Here is a 16268-nt window from a genome sequence, read left to right as displayed (position 1 = left end):
CCGCCGCCTTCGTCGAGGCATTGCGCGAGATGGACGTCACCCCGCACGTGGCCCAGAATAACACCAATCGCCGTTCTGCCATTGACGGGCGTACGACACGCCATCCCGGCTACGGCCTCTCCTAGAAAATTCGCAAGCGGATCGAGGAAGTGTTCGGATGGGCAAAAACCTGCGGCACCATGCGAAAAACCCGACACCGTGGGCAAGATCGCGTCGGATGGTCCTTCACGCTCACCGCTGCCGCCTACAACCTCGTCAGGCTGCCGAAACTGCTGGGCGCAACCTAGGCCTGCGCCTCATAGCGCCCGAGGCCGGTCAAAAACGACCGGATTCTGGAAGGTTACCTCCCAGAATGACTGACGCCTTGGGCTAGAAAACGGCGAAAGCGAGGCCAATGGCCGGCTCTGCCAACCCTTTTTCCGCAGCCTGTTAATCTTACTGAGTCACAAAAATCGCCGGCTGGGGGATTCGCTGGCGAATCGATTATGATAGACTGCCGATTCATAGCGACGGGTGAGCGGCATGGTGACGACCGGCGAGAACGAGACAAGCTCGTTTGATGGATATGTTGAAGCGCTAACCGAAGTCATCGGGCATGCGGATCGTGCAGAGCCGCTTCGAGATTATTGTATTGGGTTGATGATGCCAGTGGCACGCAAGAGCGTGGAACCGTTGGCGGCGGTGACAGCACCGGCGCGTGTTTCGGCCAAACATCAGTCTTTACTGCATTTTGTGGGGCAGGCGCCGTGGTCTGATGAAGCATTGATAAGGCGTGTCCGAGATTGGGTATTGCCACAGATGATCGAGCGCAGCGGGCCGATCACGTCCTGGATCATCGATGACACGGGTTTTCCGAAGAAGGGCAAACACTCGGTCGGTGTCGCGCGTCAATATTGCGGACAACTCGGCAAACAAGATAACTGCCAAGTCGCTGTCAGCCTCTCCATAGCCAATGAGGGCGCAAGCTTGCCGATCGCCTGGCAGCTTTACCTGCCCGAGATCTGGCTGGACGACCCAGAGCGACGCCATAAAGCAAAGATACCAGACGAGGCAGTCTTTCAGACGAAGCCTCAAATTGCGATCGATCAGGTTCGCGCTGCGCTCGCGGAACAGACACCAGTTGGTATCGTGCTCGCCGATGCAGGGTACGGCGCGGATGGCCAGTTTCGCCAGGAGCTGACTGATCTCGGGCTCACCTATTCAGTAGGCGTCCAACCAACCGTCAGTCTTTGGCGCCCGGGTGAAGGGCCGTTACCACCAAAAACATGGAGCGGGAGAGGTCGCCCTCCCAAGCTGTTGCAACGAAGCAAAGACCATAAACCGCTTTCAGCCAAAGCATTGGCCCATGACCTGCCGGTCGATATGTGGAAGACTATTGCATGGCGCGAAGGAACCAACGTCGAGCTAGCATCCCGCTTTGCAGCTGTACGTATTCGCGTCGCCTCCAGAGACTATGATCTTACACAGCCAAGGGCTGAAGAATGGTTCCTAGTCGAATGGCCCGAGGGAGATGATGAGCCTCTCAAGTATTGGCTCTCAACGCTGCCGGCTACAACCACATTACAAGATTTGGTTTTCGCGACCAAAATGCGGTGGCGAATTGAGCGAGACTATCGAGACCTCAAACAGGAACTGGGCTTGGGTCACTATGAAGGGCGAGGTTGGCGTGGCTTCCACCATCATGCCAGTCTATGCATCGCAGCCTACGGATTCCTGATCTCCGAACGGGAGACGATTCCCCCCTCTGGACTTGCCTTTACCGGGAACCGCGAAGAACCTCCGGTTCCCCGCGGTTCTAGACCCCTTGGACATACCCATACGGCCGGAGCGCCATACCTCGAACTCGATCGCGACGCTCCGTAGAATGCTCACTGCGGCAATGGCGCGGCGCCTCATCCGATGTCCTTGCTGCACCAGAATCAATCAGCCATTTATGACGCAGTAAGGTTAAAGGGGTGAACGATACTTTCGGACATGCAGCGGGCGATGATGTACTGCGTGTGATGGCGGACCGGCTCCGGCACAAGGCTGGCAATGGAATCTTTGTCGCCCGCCTGGGGGGCGACGAGTTCGTTATTTTGCTGACCAGGCCACGTGACTGCGCGCGGGCAGAGGTATACATCACTGAAATGCTCGGCAGCCTTCGCCATACGGTGGAACGGGACGGATACAAGAGATTGGTTTCGGCAACTATCGGCGGCGCGTTCCTCGAAGCGGATGCCGATGACCCTCACGATGGTCTCAGGCGCGCCGACGTAGCGCTGTATACTGCCAAACGCACGATGAAAGGCAGCGGCAAGATATTTGGGGCTGCCGGATCTTTAACGGCATCCTGATATGTCTAGGGCAAAATTCTACCCTGATGTCTCCAACCCTATTTGTCGGTCCGCCGGTTCGCCTTCGGGGACAGGAAATTTTGGATCAGAACGGCTTAGCGTATATCTGTGCCCGTTTCATGTGAGGCCCCCTTTTCGGAATCGGCCAATCGTGACCAAATTCAGATTAAAAGCGACCCAGCGTCAATTGGCCATCCCATAAACTTAGCCGATCCTCGCCAGCGCCAGCGGCGCCGTGGTCGAGGGGTCAAACTGCGTGCCGCCTGCGTCGATCTGCTTGGCGATCTCCTTGCCCAGCTAGACGCCGAACTGGTCGAAGGGATTGATGCCCAGCAGCACCGCGTTGGCGAAGGTGCGGTGCTCGTGGAACGCCATCAGCGCGCCGAACGTCGCGGGCGTCAGGTCGTCCACCAGGATCGTCGCGGAGGAACGGTCGCCCGGATAGGCGCGGCCCGGATCGTCGCTGTGCTTGCCCGCCATCAGCGCCGCCCCCTGCGCGAAGCAGTTCGACAGCAGGATGCGGTGATGGTCGAAGGCGAGGTCGTGACCCCGCGCGATCGAGGCGACGAAGTCCACTGGCACGAGGTTGGTGCCCTGATGAAGCAGCTGGACGCCTCGAAAAACTGCTGGCGCCTAGCGGCTTGAGGTGATTCATTGCCTTTGCACGAGGGTGGAGGCGGGCAAGCGCGGTGACCCGCTCGTTTCGGCGTGCTGCCAGGGCGATGAAACCGCTCAAACTAGCTAGGTGAGCTCCGGTCGCTGCGCCAAGGCCGCTGCTTGGCCCCGTTATCACGATTACTTTCTCGCTAACCCCTGTGACCATCATAATCAGACCTGTGAGGTTGAAATGTTCGCCCAATATCAAGGCATTGGGGACGATCACGATTGCGCTCGATTTCCCGTGAGGCGGATTGCAGCAAGTGCGGCGCTTTCCGGAATGGTATTAAGCACGGAGCAAATCATTGCCGGCAGGGCACCGCGAGCCCTCGATCAGTCCCAATCCTTGTCGGGCCGTTTGAGGGCAAGATGCAGCAATCCCGCTGCCACCACGCCCGCTGTAGCGACTACCAGACCAAGGGATATTCCGATCGCGTGCTCGTTTTGGAAAATGTAATCGGTGATTGCAGCAACCAAGGTTACTCCGACACCGAAACCCACGAGCGTGCCGGTCATGAGATACATTGCGGTCACCTGACCCCGAAACTGGTTGGGCGTGATGTGATAGATCGCGACGGCGGCAAGGCCCGAAGGAAACCCGCCGAGAAACGCGATGCCGGCGATCCCGACTATGCGCAACCATGGCATCGGAGCGAAGCCAAGGAGCAGCGCGAAGAAGGGAATGAGGAGGAGGGCGTTGCGGGCGGTCGTCAAAACCACGGCATTTGACACATGCTGACCGACCCGCGCCACCACCCAGCCACCAGCAAAGATGCCTGCAGATCCGAACGTCATCACGACGAGGCCCTGGATCGCGGCAATGTGCGCCGCCGACCATCCGAACGTGCGCATGAAGGTGGCGGGGGTCCAGGTCGATACACAATTGGTGATGAGACCATTCAGTGCAAACGCGAGAATGACCAGGGTCAGGATCTGGGCTCGTGACCGAACGAAGGCAATCGCATCGCCGACTTTATGCTCGCCCTTCTTAACCTCCCGGCGAACAGGCTCTCTGATGAACAGCATCATTGCTGCCACGATCAGACCAGGCGCGCCGACAATCATCAAAACGGCTTGCCAGCCTCGCAGGGAACCGACCACCGGAACCACGATCGACTGGTGTTCCGACACAGCAGCGACAATCAGTCCACCAGCCAGAAGAGCGCCGCCATATCCCAAAGATATTGCCATTGAGTATGCGGCCGCAGCTTGCGAACGTTTTTCCTTGGGAAAATAATCCGCGATCATCGAATATGCGGCGGGGCTGAGAACCGCTTCTCCAACGCCAACCAGCATGCGCGTGATGAACAGTTGAGTGAAGTTGGTTGCAAGCCCGCAGGCAGCTGTCGCGAGTGACCAAAGAATCATCCCGTAGATGATCATGTTGCGACGATTCCTTGTGTCGGCAAGGCGGCCGCAGAAAAGGCCCATCGTGCTGTAGAACAAGACGAAGGCGAAGCCGACTAGGAGACTGAACTGGGTATCCGACAGTGCGAGATCCGCGCGGATCGGCTGTACCAGCAGTGAAAGGATCTGGCGATCGATCAAGGCGACCGCATAGGCCAGTTGCAGGCACACGACGACGAACCATGCATAGGCGGGCTTGGGGTACGGCAGGGACGATGTCTGGAGATTGGAGCCACCCGCTTCGCTCGAGGCGGCTGGTTTGTGCAGATGTTCAGGGAACGGAACCCGTTCGCTATAATGATCCTTCACGCCATTCCTCTCTCGATCCTGATCCAGTCATGAGACAGTGCCTTGTAAGCCGTTGTCCCGTTGGCACCGCTTCCTTGGCGGTTGTTCCATCTCTAGCAATCACCATGCCATTGCCGCGAAGACCAGCCTGCTGCTGCAGATTTTCTTAACTGAATTGGCCCGGGATGCGTTCGCAGCATGGCTGAGTTGCAAAGCGCGACCGACCCGGGCTGACCGGGACGGCTCTTCGTGACCGCGGCGAAGACATGGTGCTCGCGTGGCAGGCACCATGCCTGGTGCCGGGATATTACTTGCCGGCCAGCGACACGCCGGTGAGCTGTTCATAGACCTTGACGACAGCTGCCGGGTCCTCGCTGCCGTAACCGGCAGCCTTTGCCATCATGTAGACCTGTTGGGCGACATTCGCCATGAACAGCGGGACACCAAGCGACTTGCCGATTTGCGTTTCCGTTTCGAGATCCTTGATGGTGATGTCCATTCGAATTCCCGTGAAATCGCGCGAAAGCAGCCTGGGTGCGGCATGCTGGAAGATCACGCTGTTCCCCGTCGATCTCGAGACCGTATCGATCAGGAGCTGCAGATCGATCCCTGCTTTTGCCGCGAGCACCATGGCTTCGACGACCAACACACGGTTGGCCTGGGCCAGCATGTTGTTGATGAGCTTGAGGGTGCTACCTTGGCCCGCATCGCCAACGTGCAGTATTTCCTGCGTCATGGTCTGCAGAACCGGGCGCGCACACTCCACTGCTTCGGGGCTGCCTCCGACGTAGGCGTTCAACCGTCCCGCCTTCGCGCCTTCGATCATGCCGGTCACCGGTGCGTCTACCAGAAGGATTCCTCTTTCTGCGAGACGATCGCGAAAATCCCGAGATGCCTCGGGATCGATCGTGCTCATGACGATCACGAGGTCGCCTTCACGGGCATTCTGCGCAATCCCATCGTCCCCGAATATGACAGCTTCGTTCTGTGCTTTGGTATCGACCATCGAGATGATGATCGTTGCGGCCTCGGCGACCATCGCCGGGGAGGCGGCCCAGCGCGCACCCAGTTGCTCCAGCGGGCTGAAGCGCTCCGGCGCGATATCGAAGACCACCATTGGCATCCCGGCCTTCGCGATGTTGAGCGCCATCGGTTGACCCATTGCTCCCAGCCCTATGAAACCCACCGTGGCATTGCGGTCGCTGCTCATTTCATCTCTCCCATTTGCCTATCGATTTTGCTTTCGCCGCACAGCGATCCGCCAGTTGCCTCTGGCTGAGGGTTGCAGGATCGCCAGGCGCGCCCTTCGGCGCGGATGCTTCGTGCTCGATTTAGCAAGCAGCATGCCAGTTCGCTCGACTTAGACGGGTTCAAGCGGTTGCCGTCTTCGTGTCGGCTCCGCGCGGGCCAGCACAATGCTCTGCGGGCATGCACAGGGTGATTGATCGCACGACCATGTCGTGCCTCGCCGAAATCGGCATGATTCTCGCATGCGCAGGACGTGTCGGCGAGAGGACTCGGCCGGCCAATGGAAACGATCACCGTAGCTGGTCGAAGGAGACGACGCCGATGCACCATGACACTTCCACCACCGACTTCAGTCGCACCCAACGTCCCGACGAAGCCTGGCTGGCGCTGGCTGTTCCCGAAGAACCGCTCTTTGCTGACATGCCGATTATCGACACGCACATGCATATGTGGCACCATGCCAGCGGTTATCGCTATTTTGTCGAGGAGCATGCCTGCGACATCGCGATGAGCCGTCGCAAGGTGGAATCGACAGTGTATGTCGAATGCGGGTCGATGTATCGCGCCGATGGCCCGGCGATCCTGCGCTCGGTTGGGGAAACGGAATTTGCCGCCGGAATGGGAGCCGTCGCGGCTAGCGGGAAATACACGGCGACCAAGATTGCGGCCGGTATCGTTGCCAACGCGGACCCGGCGATGGGCGATGCGATCGCGCAAGTCGTCGAGGCTCATCTCGAAGCTGCAAACGGACGGTTGCGTGGTATCAGGACGCGCGCCAAATGGGACGCGGATCCGGTTATCGGCAGTGGCAATGTCGCAGATCGGCCCGGCGTCCTGCGCGAGCCGACCTTTCATGAAGGGCTTCGCGTAATCGCCGGGCATGGCCTGGTTTTCGAAGCCAGCATCTTCCATCCGCAAATGGGGGACGTTGTCGCGATGGCCCGCGCCGTGCCCGCGCTGAGCATCGTGGTCATCCATTGCGGCAGTCCATTGGGGTACGCCGGGTATCGGGGACGCGATGCTGAGGTTTTCTCAGACTGGAGCCGGTCGATGCGCGATCTTGCCGGCTGCCCTAATGTTACCATGAAACTGGGCGGGATGCTGATGTCGCTCGGGAACTTCGATTTTCGCGCATCAACCCGTCCTGCTGGCTCAAAGGAACTCGCTGAACTCTGGCGCCCCTATCTGGAGACGGCGATCGAGGTGCTCGGTCCGGACCGTTGTATGGCGGCCTCCAATTTTCCGGTCGAGAAGGCAGGAGTTCCCTACGATGTCCTGTGGAACATCTATGCCCGTATAGTGGAAGGATACTCCGATCACGAGCGGGCGGCGATCTTCAGCGATACGGCTAGGCGGGTGTATCGCCTTTAGGCGCGTTGAGGCACCGGCATTCTCCTGGCAGGTGTGTCATGGCCGGGAATTGGCGGATGAACCGATCACGTTCCGAGCGAGCGGCGCTTGTGCATCTGGTATTGCGAAGGTCGGTGGGTATGCCAACCGTACAGGATTGCGTCATCGCCGTCGCGACTTCGTCACAAAAGGCGGGTTTGCTAGACCGTCCGGGGCGTCGGCTGATCGTCGGAGGGTTGGCATGCAGCTTGCTTCTGCCGTTTGGTTGATAATCGGAGGTTTACCCTTTGCGCTCCAGTCGAGTTTCCAATGTTGCCCTGATTTTTACCGCGATGACAACCATCGGAGCCGGGCCACCGCGACATGACACGAGCCAGCCTCTTCTCGGCAGTCATGGCGTGCCTGTCATCGTCATAGATGGCTTGCAGTTTCGCGATCTCGACCGCGACGGCAGGTTAGCCCCCTACGAGGATTGGAGACTGCCGGCGGCAACAAGGACAGCTGACCTCGTGAAGCGCATGACACTCGAGGAGAAGGCCGGCACCGTCATGCACTCGAGCTTTCCGGAAATTGGAACTGAGCGGGGCGTGTCGTCCGTCGGCTATGACCTCGAGACCCTTAGCCCGGTCGTCCTGCAGGAAGGAGTGACGAGTTTCCTGACGCGGCTGGCAGTGCCGCCAAAGACGATGGCGATCCAGAACAACGCTGCCCAGGAAATCGCCGAGCGAGGGCGTCTTGGCATTCCGCTCACCGTCAGCACGGACCCAAGGCACCATTTCCTGTACATAACCGGACAGAGCAGCGCCTCCGCAGGCTATTCCCGATGGCCCGAGACCCTCGGTTTCGCGGCGACGGGGGACACGAAGCTGGTGAGGGAATTTGCGAACATCGCTCGTCGGGAATATCGCGCGACAGGTATCCAGCAGGCACTGTCGCCCCAAGTGGATCTGTATAGCGAGCCGCGCTGGGCACGCGGATATGGCGGCTTCGGCGCCGATGCCAGACTGTCGAGGGACATGGCCTTCGCTTACGTCGCCGGGTTTCAGGGCAGCGCCAATGGACTGCAAGGCGATGGCGTTCTGGCCACGATCAAACATTGGGTGGCTTATGGCGCGACCGTGAACGGGCTCGACGCACATAATTCCTACGGCAAGCGATCACGCGTGAATGCGCGCTCCTTCAAGCTCCAGATCGAGCCGTTCCTGGGTGGCTTTGCCGCTCGTGTGGGAGCGGTCATGCCGACATACAGCATCGTCGAAGGCGTGAAGGTCGATGGCCGGCCACTCGAGCCGGTCGCCGCAGGCTACAGCCGCCAACTCCTCAATGACCTGCTGCGCGACAAGTACCACTTCGGGGGCATCATCCTGTCGGACTGGGCAATCACCAACGATTGTCCTCTTGCGTGTTTCAATCCTTCGGCGGCCAACCCTCAGGGCCGGGCGACCCTGGGCATGCCGTGGGGCGTCGAAACCCTGACTCGTCGCCAACGCTTCACCAAGGCGATGATGGCAGGCGTCGATCAGTTTGGCGGCGTGGCCGAGCCGCAGCAGATTGTCGCGGCAGTCCAGGCGGGAGACATCCCCGTCGAGCGTCTGGACCAGGCGGTTTCGCGAATTCTCGAGGCCAAATTCGTCATGGGGCTTTTTGAGAATCCCTTCGTCGATCCGGTGAAGGCCGACGCCGTCGTGAACACCCCGCAGACACGGACGATCGCTCTGCGTGCCCAGGCGGAGGCTCAGGTCCTGCTTAAGGACAAGGGCGGCATTCTGCCGCTCAAGCCTGGCAAGCGCGTCTTCGCCAGTGGGGTGTCCGCCGATGCCCTGCGGGCGGCTGGCCTGGTTCCTGTGAGCGATACTGCGCAGGCCGAGGTCGCCCTGGTCCGCGTCGATGCGCCGTATGAGACGCTGCATCCCTACAACTTCATCGGCGCACGCCAGCATGAGGGGCGTCTGGACTTCGCGCCGGACAACACGCAGGCGCAGGAGGTGCGCACGCTGTCGAAACAGCTTCCCGTCATTGCATCGGTGTTTCTCGATCGGCCCGCTGTCCTTGGCTCTCTCGACGGCGACGCGAGTGTCGTACTCGCCAACTTCGGTATCGCGGACGACGCGCTGCTGGCGGCTCTTACCGGACGGATCGCGCCGCGCGGTCGGCTTCCTTTCGAATTGCCGTCGTCGATGGATGCAGTCGATAAGCAGGATCCCGCGATGCCCAACGACAGTGAAAGGCCCTTGTACCGGATGGGCAGCGGCATAGTTCGGTAATGATGAACATCAAACTGCCTGCTCGTTGCAAGGACAGCCTGTCGGCCTGAACGACATGATAGCATGTCCGGCACGGTCATCGGACTGAGGAGGGATGCGCGCCTTGCGGTTGCACAAGGCGCTTCGCCCTTTCCGTTTGGTCGCCCGAGGCGACCGAACGGGACCTCATGGAGAATTCGATCTCGGTAGAGAGTTCTTGGCATTCTTCTTGCTTTCGTCCGACCCGCAACGATGAAAAATCCAATTGGGGGTCTTTGTGAAATCAAGTCTGCTGTCCTTCACCGCATATTCCGCAATCCTGTCCGTAGCGGCGCCTGCTGCCGCGCAAGGCCAGGAATCGCTCCAGGGAGGGGATATCGTAGTCACTGCCAACCGTACGGAATCTCTGGCCTCGAAGACGCCTGTCGCCTTGACCGCCATCACGGGCGATGGGCTTCGCGAGGCAGGGGTGACCAACCCGACAGAACTGAAGGACTATGTGCCTAACCTTTCCATCGATCGTACGAATGGTGGTGTCCAGATCACCATTCGCGGCGTGACGAGCGCCGACACGACGGAAAAAGGCGACCCTTCCGCCGCTTTCATGCTCGACGGAATCTATATCGCTCGGCCACAGGCGCAGGAGACGAGTTTCTTCGACATTGCGCGCGTGGAAGTGCTGCGCGGTCCGCAAGGTACGCTCTATGGTCGTAACACGACGGCCGGCGTCGTGAACGTCATCACCAATCGACCGACGTTCTCGTTCGGTGGTTCGGCGGACGTCCAGTATGGAAACTATGACGCTCTGACCACAAGCGGCACCGTCAATGTGCCGCTAAGCGATTCCGTGGCGGTTCGAGCATCGGTCAATTACGACCGGCGCGACAATTACGTCGACGCAGGGCCGGCGGTGACCGGACGCATCGATCCGTTCAAGAACAATATCTCGGGACGCTTGCAGGGTCTGTACAAATGGGCGAGCGGCGATCTGCTGCTGCGTGGGGATTATTCTCGCATCCGCGGCGTAACTTATGACACGCTACCGCTTCGCTCCTTCTACGCAGCGACAACGACAGGTGTGGATCCTGTCTATGTCGGCGGCAACGGGAAGCGATACCGCTATGTCAACGCTCCGATCAACTTTGACAATTTCCGTCGAAACAAGACCTGGGGTGTCAGTGCCGAGTTGACCCAGGAACTGGGGCCAGTGACAGCCACTTACATCGGATCCTATCGCAAACTTCAGCGCGACGAACTGGAGGCCCGCATCAGTCCTGACGGCCGTGATGTCTACAAGCAGGGCTTTGAAGGGGGCTATTGGCAGAATTCGCAGGAATTGCGTTTCGCGACGAACGGGAATGGTCCTCTCAAGCTGCAGGCCGGAGCCTATTACTTCAAGGAGAAGTCCCATACTGACCTGCGTGTCCTTCAGGTCCCGAACCCGGGGCCGACCGGAGATGGTCGTACAGCAGGCTTCCTTTCCGACCCGACGATCTCTGAATCTTATGCTTTCTTCGGCCAGGGCACCTATTCGCTGACCGATCGCCTGCGGGTGACAGGCGGGGTGCGCTATTCGCATGACGACAAGTCTCGTGTGGGTTTGGCGCGCACTTGCATCGACTACGCATGCACCTCGCAGACGCAGACACCCAACAACGCCAGTGTCAGCTTCTCCAAAGTGACCTGGAAGGGCGGCATCGACTTCGATGCCAATTCCACGACGCTAATCTATGCGGTCGCTTCGTCAGGCTACAAGGCGGGTGGCTTCAACGATGGATGTCTGACCGGAACCGCGGCAGGGTGCACCCGCACGGAGAATACCCTCTACTACGAGCCCGAGACACTTACCGCCTTTGAGGGTGGTGTGAAAACGCGGTTGCTGAACAACGCCTTGCGTCTCAATCTGGCTGCCTTCCATTACAAATACAGCAATATGCAGCTGACGCAGATTGTTGCGGAATGCACGGGGCCAGGCACGGCGACATGCGCGCTCACTACCAATGCCGCCAGGTCTTCGGTCAGCGGACTGGAAATCGAGGCGACGGCGCGGCCCAGCCCGAACGACCAGTTCGATTTCTCGATGTCTTATCTCGATGCCCATTACACCGACTATCCGCTCAATCCGACGACCAACTTTGCCGGAAAGCCGCTCGATCGCTCTCCGGACTGGACGGTCTCGGCCGGTTACAACCATACGTTCCCGTTGGGCAATGGCGGAGAAATCGTGGCGGGCGCGCATACCAAGCTCAGCGACAGTTACACGATCGTTCTGCTCGGTTCGGCTAACTTCTACCGGCAGCCCAGTTTCACCAGGACCGACGCGACGCTTACTTACAATGCGCCCGAGCGAGCCTGGTATCTCCAGGGCTTCATCAAGAACATCGAAGACGCCAACGTGGTGACCAGCATAGCGGTCGGCACGCGGTCGGTCGTGCAGATCGCGGATCCGCGTACGTATGGAGTACGCGCTGGAATCAAGTTCTGACAACGCGAGCAGGACCGGCTCGCCCAGCTCGCCTCGAAGGTACTGGTCTACAGCCGATGCGGCGCGCGGCATCAACGCGGCGCACCTGGGCGGTTCTTCTCTGATCCACCCACTGTCTTCGCCCCGGTGCGAGCGCGTCAGCGTTCGTTACCGGCGGCGGAGACTTTCTTCTTGCCATCCGCACCGTCGCGGACACGTGAGCCGTCCCTCATTTCTGCAGCGCATACGCGCTCGGTTCCGAGGCTGAGGCCGCGGACGGTTCTTGCATTCTGCTTCTGTCCGCAGCCATGACACTCAATGTTCCCGGCGTAGACAACTGATGAGCCGGCAAAAGCACAAAGGGGGGGCGGAAATTCTCTCGGAAATGAACGTTTCCAAGCATCTGCGGGTTCTGGCACGGAAGTTGCCCTGCACCTCCTATAGACCGTCCCGTGATTGCGGGCGGCTTGCTAAGGGAGGATGATAATGAAAAAGCTCTCACTCGCCTGTGCCACGTCAGCGATCGCGCTCCTAGCGGTCCCTGCCAACGCTCAGGACGCAAATCCGCAAACTGATACAGGACCGTCCCAAGCCACCGAGCAAGCATCCGCAGCCAATGGCGCGTCAACTGCGGACATCATCGTCACCGGCTCTCGCTTGGCGCGCAACGGTTCGCAGGCGCCGACGCCGGTTACCGCAGTTACTTCGCAGGACCTTGTGCAGGCGGCGCCGAGCAGCATTGCAGACGCGCTCAACAAGCTGCCGGTCTTTGCTGCATCATCGAACCAGAACACGGGCGGCACCAGCGCCGCCACGAGTTCGGCGAAGGGCAACTATCTCAACCTGCGCGGTCTGGGCTCGCAACGACTGCTGACGTTGCTGAATGGGTCGCGCGTTGTGCCAACCACCAATACCAACGCGGTCGATACCAATCTTCTGCCGCAGCTGCTGGTCAGTCGGGTTGACGTGGTCACAGGCGGCGCATCTGCGGTTTACGGTTCGGACGCGGTGACTGGTGTGGTCAACTATGTGCTCGATGAAAAGTTCGAGGGCGTCAAGGCTGTCGCTCAGCGAGGCGTTTCGACTTACGGAGACGATGCGTCTTATCGGCTTGGTGTCGCTGGCGGCTTCTCGCTGGGTAATCGCATTCATGTCCTTGCGAGCTACGAGCGCTACGATTCGGACGGTGTCGGTTCTCTCAACGACCGTCCGTGGTCGCATCCGGATGTCGCACTCACCGGTGCCGGTACCGCCGCAAACCCTTACGTCCAGACGCCCATGGCGCGGACCAGCGTCATGAGCTACGGTGGTCTCATCAGCACGGGTGTGCTTGCCGGTCAGCGTTTCTTGCCGGATGGGACCCTGACGCCGTTTGTGAACGGTGCCCGGACGGGATCGAGTGCTACGCAGGCCGGCGGTGACGGTATAGTCTACACAACGGCTCTCGCAGCATCCCTTAAGACCGACCAGGGTTTCCTGCGAACGTCCGTCGACCTAACGGATGATATCGAATTCTTCGCGCAGGGCATATACGGGCGCAGCGAGACGCAGTTCGATACCCAGGCCGTCAGCAACCGCCCGAACAGCAATCGCACACTGACGATCTATCGCGACAACGCTTATCTCAACCCTGCGATCGGCGCTCTGCTTGACGCTGCGGGCCAGGGCAGCTTCCAAATGGGGCGGCATTTCAATGACATGCCGCTCATGCATGCGAAGAGCGTGACGACTTACTGGAGCGGTCAGGCCGGGCTCAAGGGCACGTTCGCAGGCAGTTGGGGCTGGGACGTGAACTTCGTGCGCGGACGGTCGAAACTCAATCTCGACTCCAATGAACTTGATGCGCGTCGTTTCTTCGCATCGATCGACGCCGTTCGCGATCCCTCGACGAATCAGGTTGTCTGCAGGATCACACTGACCAATCCGGGTTTCCTGCCTGGTTGCGTGCCGATGAATCCGCTCGGCGACGGGAATGTCTCGGCCGAAGCGACAGCTTACACGCGCCAGCTTTCGCGATCGCAGATTGTCAACGACATGTATTACGTGAATGCCAACATTCACGGTGATCTGTTCGAACTGCCGGCAGGCCCGGTCCGTATCGCCGTTGGTGCCGAGTATCGTCATCAGAAGCTCGAACAGACCAGTAACGCCGACCCGGCATCACTTGCGACCCCGGCGCAGCGCGCAGCATACTTCGGAAATATCCGGGGCGTGCCGAGCAACGCGCTGACCTATCTGGTCAACAACGTTGGTCAGGCCTCAGGCAGTCAGGCCATCAAGGAGGTTTACGGTGAACTCTCTATCCCGCTCTTCAAGGATCAGCCTTTTGCTCAGGCGCTCGACCTTGATCTTGCCGGGCGTGTAACCAACTATCGTACCAGCGGTACGGTTGAAACCTGGAAGGCCGGTCTGAGCTGGACGCCTGTTCGCGGCCTTCGTGTCCGCGCCACACAGTCACGCGATATAGCAGCACCCAGCCTCTTCGATCTCTACGCTGGGCCCAACGTTCGCAACATCGGGGTTCAGGATCCACTCACGAATACCCAAAATGTCGTCGCGGTGATCAATCAGGGCAATCGCAATATTGACCCGGAGAAGGCAGATACCACAACAGTCGGCGTTGTATTCCAACCCGCTGCAGTACCCGGTCTGACGTTGTCAATCGATGCATATCGCATTAAGGTGAAGGGCGCGATACAGACAACCAGCGAGATTACGCAACTCGCCGAATGCCAGGCGAGCGGCGGCACGGCACCTGTCTGCTCGCTCATTGTGCGACCGTTCCCCTATTCCAACACCACTCCGGCCAACGCGCCGACGGCGATCTATGTGGTTCCTCTCAATCTTGCTGCCCTGACCACGCAGGGGATCGATTTTGAACTAAATTACAGCACCTCGCTCGACGGTCTGTTCGGCACGGATGCCGGCCGTCTCAGCTTGCGTGCTTTTGCGAACTACCTTGATAAGTATGATACGCAAAACGCCTCTTCTCAGCCTGTGGTCCATCGTGCGGGCAGGACGATCAACGGTTATTCCTCTGGTACCGGCGTCGCGGGTGGCGGGTTGCCGAAGTGGCGAGGGATGCTGACGCAGACCTACTCTCAAGAGGATTTTGATATTACGTTCACGGAACGATTCACAGGTAGCTTTAATCGAGGAGTTACCGAAGTGTTCGCTCCCGGCTTCCAGACCCGGTCACCGAACCGAACCTACGTAGATGCCAACATCAACTTCAATATTCCACTTCCTAGTAAACCGCAGTTCTTCATCAATGTGCAGAACCTGTTTAATGTGAAGCCGCCAGTGCAGCAGTATGGTGCGGCGACGGGTTTGAACGCTCCAACAGACACGACAATTTATGACACCATCGGGCGCTTCTTCACTGTTGGCGTCAGGGCACAGTTTTAACGGATCGGAATTGGGGCAGGTCTGGAAAGGCCTGCTCCATTCTTAGTTGGGAGGGCCCACCTGATTTTCTAAAGATCGACAGTTTGCCATGTATTTCGGGTAATTCGACCGAACATAGGAGCGGTGCGGCAGGCGTGGGCAAAGAAATAGAAAGTGCAGATGTTATGACTGAGCTTTCTCAGCCCGCCATAGCGGCAGCTTCGGTGATCACTTTCAAGGCGGCCCTGGAGCGGGCTGTGAAATCCTAATGGTCGAACGTGCACGCCAGCTCGCTTTTTGCTGCAGGTTCATCCGTATTTCCCGGCGGACGCATTGATCCAGGCGACACCAAGCTTGCGATGATGCTCGGCGCTCAGCCCGTAAGCGAAGCGGCTGCGCGTATCGCGGCAATTCGAGAGACCCTCGAGGAAGTCGGGCTTGCAATCGGCCTGACGCCTAACCCCAGTCCGGACACACTGTATCTCATTCGCGAGGGTCTTCAACAAGGATCAAGCTTTGCAGAATTGCTACGCGAATTCCACGTTTCGATCGATCTCGATGCGCTTGTGCCATGGGCAAGGTGGCAACCCGCCCACGAACAAAAGCGCTGTTTCGACACGCGTTTTTACATCATCCATCTCCCGGGCGTTAGCGACCACGCCTGTATCGAAGAAGTAGAAAGCGTGCGACTGATATGGGGAGAGGCTCAGCGGTTTCTCAACGACGCGGCTTCAGTCACTAATGTATCCTTTGCGCCCAAATCTCGAACGCTTAGCCCGGGTTATTCACGAGCCCGCCGCTCTGGTGTGTCCCGAGTTTGATCGGTGTTTGGCGGCTTGACTTGGGCGAGCGCTGGCGCCGGTGTTTTCCACCGCGTCAGGAGCAATG

At 59.2% G+C, this 16268-nt stretch carries 9 protein-coding genes and 2 pseudogenes; 8 read left to right on the top strand and 3 right to left on the bottom strand.

Annotated elements, in window-relative coordinates:
- From ACYPYD_RS26225 to ACYPYD_RS26215, 3 genes and pseudogenes are all read left to right on the top strand, one after another.
- Positions 1-287 (top strand): annotated as a pseudogene (locus tag ACYPYD_RS26225) (transposase); the annotation flags it as partial.
- A gap of 235 nt (positions 288-522) precedes the next feature.
- On the top strand, positions 523-1863 hold the full coding sequence (locus tag ACYPYD_RS26220) for an IS701 family transposase (RefSeq protein ID WP_459666587.1): 1341 nt from the start codon (positions 523-525) through the stop codon (positions 1861-1863).
- Between the two features lie 92 nt (positions 1864-1955).
- Entirely contained in the window at positions 1956-2336 is a 381-nt protein-coding gene (locus ACYPYD_RS26215) for a diguanylate cyclase domain-containing protein (RefSeq protein ID WP_459666585.1), read from the top strand.
- Positions 2337-2540: 204 nt separating this feature from the next.
- Here the strand turns inward: ACYPYD_RS26215 and ACYPYD_RS26210 are convergent.
- From ACYPYD_RS26210 to ACYPYD_RS26200, 3 genes and pseudogenes are all read right to left on the bottom strand, one after another.
- Positions 2541-2945 (bottom strand): annotated as a pseudogene (locus ACYPYD_RS26210) (glucose-6-phosphate isomerase); the annotation flags it as partial.
- 381 nt (positions 2946-3326) lie between these two features.
- Positions 3327-4709: a spinster family MFS transporter gene (locus ACYPYD_RS26205; RefSeq protein ID WP_459666583.1), complete on the bottom strand. Its 1383-nt coding sequence runs from the start codon at positions 4707-4709 to the stop codon at positions 3327-3329.
- 286 nt (positions 4710-4995) lie between these two features.
- Positions 4996-5898 (bottom strand): NAD(P)-dependent oxidoreductase, encoded by a 903-nt coding sequence (locus ACYPYD_RS26200; protein ID WP_459666581.1) that lies wholly within the window; start codon positions 5896-5898, stop codon positions 4996-4998.
- 359 nt (positions 5899-6257) lie between these two features.
- On the opposite strand from ACYPYD_RS26200, the gene ACYPYD_RS26195 reads away from it, so the two are divergent.
- The 5 genes from ACYPYD_RS26195 to ACYPYD_RS26175 all read left to right on the top strand — a co-directional run bounded on the left by ACYPYD_RS26195 (position 6258) and on the right by ACYPYD_RS26175 (position 16201).
- Positions 6258-7307 (top strand): amidohydrolase family protein, encoded by a 1050-nt coding sequence (locus ACYPYD_RS26195; protein ID WP_459666579.1) that lies wholly within the window; start codon positions 6258-6260, stop codon positions 7305-7307.
- Between the two features lie 377 nt (positions 7308-7684).
- Complete coding sequence (locus ACYPYD_RS26190; protein WP_459666577.1) at positions 7685-9550, top strand: glycoside hydrolase family 3 protein; 1866 nt, start codon at positions 7685-7687, stop codon at positions 9548-9550.
- 244 nt (positions 9551-9794) lie between these two features.
- Positions 9795-12014: a TonB-dependent receptor gene (locus ACYPYD_RS26185; RefSeq protein ID WP_459666574.1), complete on the top strand. Its 2220-nt coding sequence runs from the start codon at positions 9795-9797 to the stop codon at positions 12012-12014.
- Between the two features lie 465 nt (positions 12015-12479).
- Positions 12480-15401 (top strand): TonB-dependent receptor domain-containing protein, encoded by a 2922-nt coding sequence (locus tag ACYPYD_RS26180; RefSeq protein ID WP_459666571.1) that lies wholly within the window; start codon positions 12480-12482, stop codon positions 15399-15401.
- A 257-nt stretch (positions 15402-15658) separates the two neighbouring features.
- The gene (locus ACYPYD_RS26175) at positions 15659-16201 is read left to right on the top strand and encodes an NUDIX hydrolase (protein ID WP_459666569.1); all 543 of its coding nucleotides are present in this window, start codon (positions 15659-15661) and stop codon (positions 16199-16201) included.
- The last annotated feature ends 67 nt before the right edge of the window (positions 16202-16268 follow it).

It is taken from the genome of Novosphingobium sp. 11B (assembly GCF_054589055.1).
This window is presented reverse-complemented; position numbering and strand designations above follow the sequence as displayed.

What these genes read in the sequence shown, in the direction of transcription:
- ACYPYD_RS26180 (WP_459666571.1), top strand. Translation starts at nt 12,480, where the DNA reads ATGAAAAAGCTCTCACTCGCCTGTGCCACGTCAGCGATCGCGCTCCTA.
- ACYPYD_RS26220 (WP_459666587.1), top strand. Translation starts at nt 523, where the DNA reads ATGGTGACGACCGGCGAGAACGAGACAAGCTCGTTTGATGGATATGTT.
- ACYPYD_RS26195 (WP_459666579.1), top strand. Translation starts at nt 6,258, where the DNA reads ATGCACCATGACACTTCCACCACCGACTTCAGTCGCACCCAACGTCCC.
- ACYPYD_RS26200 (WP_459666581.1), bottom strand. Translation starts at nt 5,898, where the DNA reads ATGAGCAGCGACCGCAATGCCACGGTGGGTTTCATAGGGCTGGGAGCA.